The 9,798-nt window shown below is 52.5% G+C and carries 7 protein-coding genes and 2 pseudogenes; 1 reads left to right on the top strand and 8 read right to left on the bottom strand.

Annotated features, from left to right (window positions below):
- The first annotated feature begins 197 nt into the window (after positions 1-197).
- Complete coding sequence (locus DXA97_RS17485; RefSeq protein ID WP_118721253.1) at positions 198-1,367, top strand: Na+/H+ antiporter NhaC family protein; 1,170 nt, start codon at positions 198-200, stop codon at positions 1,365-1,367.
- Between the two features lie 183 nt (positions 1,368-1,550).
- On the opposite strand, the gene DXA97_RS21705 is transcribed toward DXA97_RS17485, so the two are convergent.
- From DXA97_RS21705 to DXA97_RS21245, 8 genes and pseudogenes are all read right to left on the bottom strand, one after another.
- A complete protein-coding gene (locus tag DXA97_RS21705; RefSeq protein WP_279221195.1) occupies positions 1,551-1,676 on the bottom strand; it encodes a hypothetical protein in 126 nt (41 codons plus the stop codon).
- A 150-nt stretch (positions 1,677-1,826) separates the two neighbouring features.
- Positions 1,827-2,003 (bottom strand): hypothetical protein, encoded by a 177-nt coding sequence (locus tag DXA97_RS20375; RefSeq protein ID WP_154106755.1) that lies wholly within the window; start codon positions 2,001-2,003, stop codon positions 1,827-1,829.
- Positions 2,004-2,116: 113 nt separating this feature from the next.
- Positions 2,117-2,221, bottom strand: coding sequence for a YezD family protein (locus tag DXA97_RS21700; RefSeq protein ID WP_279221197.1), 105 nt, complete (start codon positions 2,219-2,221; stop codon positions 2,117-2,119).
- Positions 2,222-2,276: 55 nt separating this feature from the next.
- A pseudogene (gene gpmI, locus DXA97_RS17470) lies at positions 2,277-3,817 on the bottom strand (2,3-bisphosphoglycerate-independent phosphoglycerate mutase).
- A gap of 329 nt (positions 3,818-4,146) precedes the next feature.
- A pseudogene (locus DXA97_RS17465) lies at positions 4,147-7,057 on the bottom strand (translation factor GTPase family protein).
- A gap of 54 nt (positions 7,058-7,111) precedes the next feature.
- Positions 7,112-7,540 (bottom strand): hypothetical protein, encoded by a 429-nt coding sequence (locus tag DXA97_RS17460; protein ID WP_118721251.1) that lies wholly within the window; start codon positions 7,538-7,540, stop codon positions 7,112-7,114.
- Between the two features lie 215 nt (positions 7,541-7,755).
- Positions 7,756-8,742 carry an L-lactate dehydrogenase gene (locus DXA97_RS17455; RefSeq protein ID WP_243032272.1) on the bottom strand — a complete coding sequence of 329 codons (987 nt, stop codon included), beginning with the start codon at positions 8,740-8,742 and terminating at the stop codon, positions 7,756-7,758.
- A 243-nt stretch (positions 8,743-8,985) separates the two neighbouring features.
- On the bottom strand, positions 8,986-9,798 hold the full coding sequence (locus DXA97_RS21245; RefSeq protein WP_243107736.1) for an MATE family efflux transporter: 813 nt from the start codon (positions 9,796-9,798) through the stop codon (positions 8,986-8,988).

Genomic DNA, 9,798 nt, shown 5'->3' with positions numbered 1-9,798 from the left:
TATTGCTCTATATGTCTATATTCTTATCGAATGTATGTTCTTTTTCTGCCAGCACAGATATGTGCACTATCGAATCATGCCAGTTATTGCATATCAGGAATCAAAAGCAGGCAATTCATCCCACCACCTGAAGAGGATGGGAGAATTCTTGCAGTGTTACGTTAAAAAAAGGGAATCCTCCAAAGAAGATTCTCTCCATGCTCATTTCCGGCATTCTCACTGCCAAAAACATTCTGATCGTATTTGTCCTGATTGGGATGATGACGGCCCTGTGGCATGCCTGCGGGACGATCCCGTTTATCATCTGCCACGCAGCAAAACTCTTACGCCCTGAGGTGATCCTGCTTGTCTCATTCCTGTTAAACTGTGCACTTTCCGTGCTGACCGGAACCTCGTTTGGCACGGCAGCTACCATCGGCGTCATCTGCATGGCCATGGGAGTTTCTGCAGGTGCAAGCCCGCTGCTTCTCGGAGGTGCCATTCTCTCCGGAGCCTTTTTCGGGGACCGCTGTTCCCCATTTTCCACCAGTGCGCTGTTAGTCAGCGAGCTGACGAAGACCAGCATCTTTGACAACATCAAAAACATGGTCCGCACCGCATGGTTTCCGTTTCTTCTGACCTGCATCCTGTACGGAGTCCTCGGCTTTCAGCTGCACAGCCAAACCGAAACGACGGATCTTACCTCCCTGTTTGGGCGGGAGGTTGTGCTTCACCCGACAGCCATCCTGCCAGCCGTTGTGATCCTGATCCTCGCACTGATGCGGATCCCGGTTAAATTCGCTATGCTTGCCAGCATTGCCGCTTCTCTGGTCGTCGGCTTTTTCATTCAGGATCTGGCTGTTACAGACCTGCCGCAGCTGCTTTTATCTGGCTACCATGCTGCAGACCCAGAGGCTGCCACATTTCTTGATGGAGGCGGTATTCTCTCCATGGTGAAGGTCGCAGCGATCGTATGCATCTCCTCATCCTATGCCGGTATTTTCCAGAATACCAGACTCTTAGATGGACTGAAAGCCGGGTTATCGAAGCTTGGAGCGCGTATCACCCCGTTCGGTGCGATTCTGGTGGCAGCAGCCGGCACCTCCATGATTGCCTGCAACCAGACACTCTCCATTATGCTGACAACGCAGCTTGGCCACGATCTGGAGCCCGACAATGCCTGCATGGCACTCGCCCTGGAAAACTCTGCCGTGATCGTGGCCCCGCTCATCCCGTGGTCCATCGCAGGTGCTGTTCCCCTCGCAACCATCGGAGCTCCGATGACCAGCCTGTTTGCGGCATTCTTTCTGTATCTGGTGCCGCTGTGCTATCTTTTCAGCGCCGCCAATAAAGCAGGGCATGTGCGGCACCTAAATCGGCTTTTCTAACAGTCTCTTGTAATATGCGCGTGCCTGATACAGCGCCTGCACCGGAATATTTGCGATCTTTCCCGCACTACAGAGGGTGATGCTGTTTTGCTCGGCCTCTTTGTTCAGGCTGAAATACGGGATATGCTCCCCTTCCAGGATCAGCTCGCAGTGGATCTCATCGCATCGGCCACCACAAAAAGATCATGTTTTTGCCTCCAGTCCGGTCAGCATGGCAGCCGTTGCCGCAAAAAAACACACCGTAACCTGCTTCATGCAGACCAGGAATACCTCCCAGGTAAACACCCAGTCAAATTGGAATGTTACCATACACATTTCCTCCTGTTACGCAAACGCCAGATGATGCTGTAATTTCGCAAATACCAGTTCCAGGAGTAAAGACATCAGCACCTTGCGCGGATGCTCCGCAGTCGGCGGATTCTGTGCATCCGTGTCCGAAGCGTTTCCCTGCGCACTGTTCTAATCTGCCGTATTGCTGGCCGCCGCACCAGTATCTGCTGCATTGGCATCTGCCGCACCAGTTCCGGATGCATTGCTTTTTTTCATAATCGTTTGCTCCTCTCTTCTCAGCCGGGTATCATGTTTTCTGATCCACCATCCAACGTCTCCATTCATATACACTGGACCATGTTCCATTACCGGATACTCATGCAGGAACAAAAAAGGAGACCCCGCAAAAATACCATGACTGATATTTCTGCAGAATCTCCGGTTTGTCCGGTCAATCCTGACGTCTGATGATACTAGAATTAACGTACCCTTATTTTCTCGTGTTTTTCCATCTGGACCAGTGCCCCATCCTGAAAGACCAGTACGATGGAGCCGTACTGTAAAGTGCCTGCAAGTGCCTGAATGTCTGCGATCTGCTCATCACAGATTGGATTCAGCCCTTGTCATATACTTAAATTGTTATTTGATCAGCAGGGATTTTCCAGTCATTTCTTTCGGCTGTTCCATGCCCATCAGCTCAATGAGAGTCGGCGCGATATCTGCCAGACAACCGCCCTCTCTTAACTTATAAGCCGGATCTGCATTGACCAGAATGAACGGAACCGGGTTGGTGGTATGTGCGGTCCACGGCTCACCGGTGCTGTAATCCACCAGCTGCTCTGCATTTCCGTGGTCTGCGCAGATAAACAGCACACCGTTCACTTCCTTGATGGCATCGACTGCTCTGCCGACGCAGGCATCTACCGTCTCGATCGCCTTGATGGCTGCGCTCTCCACTCCGGTATGGCCGACCATATCCGGGTTCGCGAAGTTGATGATGATGACATCGTACTTGCCGGACTTAATGCAGTCTACCAGCTTGTCGCAGACAGCCGGTGCGCTCATCTCCGGCTTTAAGTCGTAGGTTGCTACTTCCTTCGGGGACGGAACCAGAATACGGTCTTCGCCTGGGTTCGCTCCTCGACACCGCCGTTAAAGAAGAAGGTTACATGCGCATATTTCTCGGTCTCTGCGATACGGGCCTGCTTTAAGCCGTGCGCAGCCAAAAACTCACCAAAGGTATTGGTGATGCTCTCTTTCTTGAATGCAACCAGCTTGTTCTCGATAGTCTCGTCATAATCGGTGAAGCAGACAAAGGTTGTCTTGATGCGCTCGCCGCGGTCAAAGCCGGTAAATTCATCATCACAGAAAGTGCGGGTCAGCTGACGTGCACGGTCCGGACGGAAGTTAAAGAAGATCACGGAATCGCCGTTTTTGATGGTTGCGACCGGAGCACCGTTTTCGGTGATAACAGTTGGCATCATAAATTCATCGGTCTTGCCGTCGTCGTAAGAAGCCTGGATTGCATCTGCTGCATGCTCTGCGTGAACGCCCTCGCCTTTGGTCAGCGCATTGTAGGCTTTCTCCACGCGATCCCAGTTTTTATCACGGTCCATGGCATAATAACGACCGGAAACAACACCAACCTTGCCGACGCCCAGCTCTGCCATCTTCGCTTCCAGTGCTTCCACGAACTCTTTTCCGGAAGTCGGCGGGGTATCACGACCATCTAAGAAGCAATGAACATAAACTTTGGAAAGCCCGTTTCTCTTAGCCAGTTCCAGCAATCCGTAAATATGGGTGATGTGGCTGTGTACACCGCCGTCGGATACCAGACCGAACATATGCAGCGCGGAATCGTTCTTCTTGCAGTTCTCAACTGCTGCCATCAGCTCCTTATTCTGGAAGAAATCGCCATCCTCGATAGACTTGGTGATGCGGGTCAGCTCCTGGTATACGATGCGGCCTGCACCCATATTTAAGTGGCCAACCTCAGAGTTACCCATCTGTCCGTCCGGCAGACCAACTGCCAGACCGCTTGCCTGACCCTTTACAAACGGGCACTGGCTCATAAGCTGGTCCATAACCGGGGTCTTGCCCTCGCAGACTGCGTTTGCCTCACAATTATCGTTTAATCCGTATCCATCCAGGATCATTAATACCACTGGTCTTTTTTCCATGACTTGTTCTCCTTTTTCTTTAACGACCGGATTCCGGTCCGATGGCTGCTGTTTTCCATGCGGCAGACAGCAGCTCTTTTCCTGCATTCCCAATATGGTTTGTCTAAATTTTGACGAATCAGTTATATTGTACTTCAAGGAAAACAATAATGCAAGGTGGAATTCTGATTCTGCGAAGATTTCTCGTTGCCGTTCACACGTGCGTGCCCGGCAACGGGATTTTGCCGATGCTTCGCATTCCAAATCGGCAAAATCTGCTACCAGAACTGTATCTTACGGAATTTTCCGTTCAGAAAATTCCTACCCGTATACAGCAACCAGGTTTCCACTCATTGCTTCTCCGCTGGTGCCGGAATCTTCCCGAGCCGCACCTGCTCTAAGTATTCAGCCAGATCCTTCTCCACATCCGCAAACAGATATCGCTTGCCGGGCTTTACCAAATGCCCCCGGTCTTCCTCGATCTGGCGGCTGACACGCTCCATGTCCTCTTCCAGATCACTGGCTGACATAAGAAGGCAGCCCTGGCTGCGGATGATGACCTGCTCCAGTCCATCGGAGGTTGCCACAGTCACCCGGTATTTCTTTCCCATCTGATGGGCAAATTTTTCGATGTACTGGTCTGCGGTCTCTGCTTCTTTCGTGTAAACCACGTGAATATTGTGGTAATCCTCCGTGCTTCCGACTCCGCCGTTCACCTTATAAGCATCAAATACCACGATCAGGTTGTATTTGCGGTATCCCTGGTAATTGCAGAGCATGTCCATGAGGCGGTGACGCGCACCGTCCAGTGTGACCTTCATCAGCTCCCGAAGCTCCTCCCAGGCATAAAGGATGTTGTAGCCATCCACCAGAAGATATTCCTCCACGGGCTCTTCCTTTTTGGTATGCGCATATTTTCCAGAATCATACACCACCTGGCGCGGGCCGCTGTCGTAAGAAAGTTTGCGCTTGCTCTCGCCATAGGTGCGGGTAAAAATGGCTTCGAGTTCTTTCTCATCAGCACCAAAGGACGCAGCACCGCCAGAGTTCGAACGGCTTCCAGTCTGCGATACGGATCTGCCAGATATCCCTCTGGCTCCAGTTCCTGCTCCCGCATTTCTGCCATCACCTGCAGACGCGCCGGTGTTCCTTCCGGCTCCGCTTCCCGCATTCCATCCGCCCGCATCATTACCAATATCCGCAGCGGCTTCCTCTCCCAGCACCGGGATTCCCGTCTGGATGTGCATGTAGTGCTTTACCTCATACCACGGTACCACAAACCCGGCTCCATGGGCACAAAATACGGAACCAGTCGGATCGGCCAGATCAAGCTCTGCCTCATAGTTGGTCTCCTGCACCACCTCCACCGCATTATGGCATGGAAAATATCCCTGCAGGACGCAGCTTAAGCGCCCGCGTCCTTTCGTGTACGACACGACCTCCCGCTGGTAATTCTGCATGGTGGCAACCGGAACGACACCGCTTAAAAGCATATTGTCACCCTCTAGCTGCGGCGGCTCGATGGTTCCCTTCATGCGCTCTAAGTCTGTCATGGCGCGGCCCACATACTCAGACGGAACCTCCAGCTTAAATGCATAATATGGCTCTAAAATCTGCACACAGCCCTCGCTGCCGCCTCACACAAACCCTGACGGACTGCCCGGTAGGTAGCCTGGCGGAAATCGCCGCCCTCGGTGTGCTTCAAATGCGCACGCCCGGCAATTAGCGTGATCTGCATATCGGTGATCTCCGAACCGGTGAGCACGCCCCGGTGACGTTTTTCCTCCAGATGGGTCAAGATCAGGCGCTGCCAGTTCCGGTCCAGAAAATCCTCACTGCAGCGGGCAGAAAACTGCAGGCCGCTGCCCGGCTCACCCGGCTCCATCAGAAGATGGACCTCCGCATAGTGCCGCAGCGGCTCAAAATGCCCCACGCCCTCTACGGTCTGCGTGATCGTCTCTTTGTATACAATGCTGCCTGCATCCAGGCGGATATCCACACCAAAACGCTCTGCCACCAGACTCCTCAGCACCTCGATCTGCACCTCGCCCATAACCTGCACCTGTATCTCCTGTGCCTGCTCATTCCAGGTAATGTGAAGCTCCGGCTCCTCCTCCTCAAGCTGCTTTAAATCCGCCAGCATTTTGTGGGCATCGCAGCCCTCCGGCAGCTCCACACGGTAGTTTAAGACCGGCTCCAGAACCGGAAGCTCGGATTCTGCCTCCGTTCCGATGCCCTGGCCCGGATACGTTGTCACCGGACCGGTCACCGCGCAGATCATGCCTGGCACAGCCTCATTCACCAGCTCATATTTTGTGCCGGAATACATGCGGATCTGGTTGACCTTCTCCGGCTCTTTACCCTTCACCTCCAGAAAATCCTTCACCTTTAAACTGCCCGACGTAATCTTTAAGTGAGTCAGGCGGCTCCCTGGTCGTCGCGGGAAATCTTGAAGACCTTTGCGCCGAACGCCACGTCAGGATTCACATGTGGAAGTTCTCCATTCAGGTCCCCTTTTGAGCATGCGTTGCCAGACATTCCGGCATCCATCCACCTCTCCAACCCGACAAGCAGTTTCTCCACGCCCTGCAGCTTCAGCGCCGACCCGAAATAGCACGGAAACAGCTTCCGCTGCCGGATCAGCCTGCGGATGTCTTCCTGCGCAATGCTTCCGTTTTCCAGATACTGCTCCAAAAGCTCCTCATCGGACATGGCGATGGTTTCCCAGATTTCCTCCGGAACCGCATCTTCCGGACCATCCAATGCCGCAAAATCCACGCAGGAATCGTTCAGCCGCTTTTTCAGCTCTGCCATCAGCGCTTCGCGGTCCGTTCCCGGCTGGTCCATCTTGTTGATAAAAAGGAAGGTTGGAACCTGATAACGCTTTAGCAAGCTCCACAAGGTCTCTGTGTGTCCCTGCACACCATCTGCCCCGCTGATCACAAGCACCGCATAATCCAGCACCTGCAGCGTCCGCTCCATCTCCGCAGAAAAGTCCACGTGTCCAGGTGTATCAAGCAGTGTTACCGTCGTATCGCCAAGCTGGCAGACCGCCTGCTTGGAAAAAATGGTAATGCCCCGCTCCCGCTCCAACGCATAAGTATCCAGATAGGCATCGCGGTTATCCACGCGCCCCAGCTTCCGTATCGTTCCTGATGTATATAAAACCGCCTCGGACAAGGTTGTCTTGCCCGCATCCACATGGGCCAGAAGGCCGATGCAGCGATAGTTCTTTGCTTTTTCCTGCTCCTGTAAGCCCATAAAAAAGCCTCCTTCTGTGATCGCATAATGCAAAAATTATACCACAGAAGGAGACTACTTTCCATACTCCACCTGACGGATCTGGTACTCCAGCCCGTTTTTATTTTCTTCTATGACCATGGCGGTCAGTTTCTTTTTCCACACACATCCGGTATCCAACCCAATGCAGCCATACTCCGGAAGCGGCTGCTTTCTTCCAGCAACAATCTGCCTGCAGGTGCCATCTCCCGGCTGGTACAGTACCTTTTCCATCGGCGTGTGTCCGTAGATTACCAGCTTCCCGCAGTAAATCCCCTCGTCTGCCAGGCTGCGGTCCCACAGAGCAATGCTCCGGTCTGTGCACTCCGGCCCTTTTCTGGAAACAGCGGCGTGCACGCATATGTAATGCTCCGTTTCATAGTAAAGCGGAAGTGTCCTGATATACGCAAGAAACGGATGGTCCCGGAAGCATCCGTGGATGTCTCCGACCACGATCGTTCTCACCGTTTTCTCTCCGCTTCCTTCCTAATATATTCCGGAACCTTTCCCAGCTCCTGCGCTGCATCCAGTCCATAGGATTCGATGCAGCGCCGCAGATTAGCTTCGGTTTCCTGTTTTTTATTCTACAGTCTGCGGGACGTTCTGACAATCAACCTGTAGTTTAATCCAATGATATTGCAGTCAAATGGATACAATTGCGTTGACAGCAACGCCAAATGCTACAGTTCCAGTTCCTGCGCAATCTCGCCCAGGGTCTTTGCCGACTGGATCAGCCGTGTTGTCTCATCTTCATTCAGTGAAACCGGTACATGGGTTTCCACGCCGTCCGCACCCAGGATTGCCGGCATGCTGAGTGCAATATTGTGGATGCCATATTCCCCGTGCATCATGGAGGACACCGGCAGAATGGAACGCTCATTGCGGATGATGCAGGCGCAGATCCGACGCACCGACATAGCAATGCCGTAATAGGTTGCCTGCTTTTTGGCAATGATGTCGTAGGCGCTGTTTTTCACCGACTCCGCGATCTCGTCCAGCTTCTCCCTCGGATTTTCATATCCGCGCATCTCACAGAATGCATCCAGCGGAATTCCGGAGATGTTGGTGCTGCTCAATACCGCGATCTCGCTGTCACCGTGCTCTCCCACAATATAAGAATGCACGCTGCGGCTGTCGACCTGCAGATGCTGTCCCAGCGCATATTTCATGCGTGCAGTATCCAGAACGGTCCCGGAGCCGATGACGCGGTTTTCCGGCAATCCACTTAAACGAAGTGCCACATACGTCAAAATATCCACCGGATTTGACACGATCAGCAAAATCCCGGCAAAATTCCGGCTGGCGATCTCAGGAATGATGCTTTTATAGATTTCCGTATTCTTGTGCACCAAATCCAGCCGCGTTTCATCCGGCTTCTGGTTCGCCCCGGCCGTCACGATAATGATGGCCGCATCCGCGATATCATCATAATCACCTGCATAGATTTTCATGGGAGCCGCAAACGGAATACCATGGGAAATATCCTTCGCTTCCCCATCTGCCTTGTCGGTATTCACGTCCAGAAGTACCAGCTCCGAAAACAATTTACTCTGCATGAGCGTAAACGCTGTCGCAGAGCCAACAAAGCCGCAGCCAATGACTGCGGCTTTTCTGGATTTCAACACATTTCCCATAAGGCCCTCGCTTTCCCGGATCAGTTCACGCATAATATGTGCGCTTCTGCTCCAGCCATTATTTTTTGCTGCGGTTTACACATTAGGGTGTTGTGCGCAAGAAATTTCCTGCCCTCATCATCCCGCAGCCTTTCTATGTCTAGTCTTTGTGAGAAATGGATTTACTATACCAGTTCTATGATTTTTTATTTTTGCGAATTCTGTTTTTTCCCTGTTGATTATTCTGTTGATTATTTTCAAATCTTCACCGTCCAGAGCCACAAAAACAATAATCTGTTAACCAATCAACTTCTCTGCATCCCGCATCCAGTCGGCTTTGAAAAAATACACAGTCATGCCTGCTGCACAGAGTGCCCAGGTAACCGGCCAGCCCGCCATGACAACAAGAAGGCTGTGCGTAGCCGGAACCGTGACAGCCAGATAAATCTGCCGGATCACCACAAAACAGCCCAGCATGAAAAACATCGGAATACTGGACTTTCCAGCGCCTCGCAACGCACCGCTCAAAATCTGCACGATCGGAAGCGTCCAGTAGGCATAGGAAAACAGCCGGAGCATAGCCGCACCGTTGGCAATGACAGCTTCATCATCCGTGAAGAGCCGCACCAGCATCGCACCTTCCTGATTCATCAGAACACTTCCAGCCAATATGATCACGGAACACATCAGCCATGCCGTAAAAATGCCGCGCTTCACCCGTTCCGTCTTTTTCGCACCGATGTTCTGGCCCACAAACGTGGTAATGGTCATGTTAAAGCTCTGCAGCGCAAGCTGGAGAAAGCCGTCGATCCGCACTGTGGTGGAATACCCGGCTATAGCCGCCGTGCCAAAGCTGTTGATGTAGGACTGCACCACAACATTCGAGAACGCAGTAATGCTCTGTTGCAATGCCGCCGGAAGTCCCACTATGGTGATCTGTTTGAGCATCTCAGGATGGAACCGGATCTTCTTTATTTCCACCCGGTAATCCTCCTTCGTCCGCATAAGCTGAAGCATAACCAGAACTGCACTGACCGCCTGCGCAATCAGCGTTCCAAGCGCCACCCCGGCTACACCAAGCTGCGCTACGCAGACTAAGAGTACATCCAA

It is taken from the genome of Clostridium sp. OF09-36 (assembly GCF_003481985.1).
Lineage (GTDB): Bacteria > Bacillota > Clostridia > Lachnospirales > Lachnospiraceae > Brotaphodocola.
This window is presented reverse-complemented; position numbering and strand designations above follow the sequence as displayed.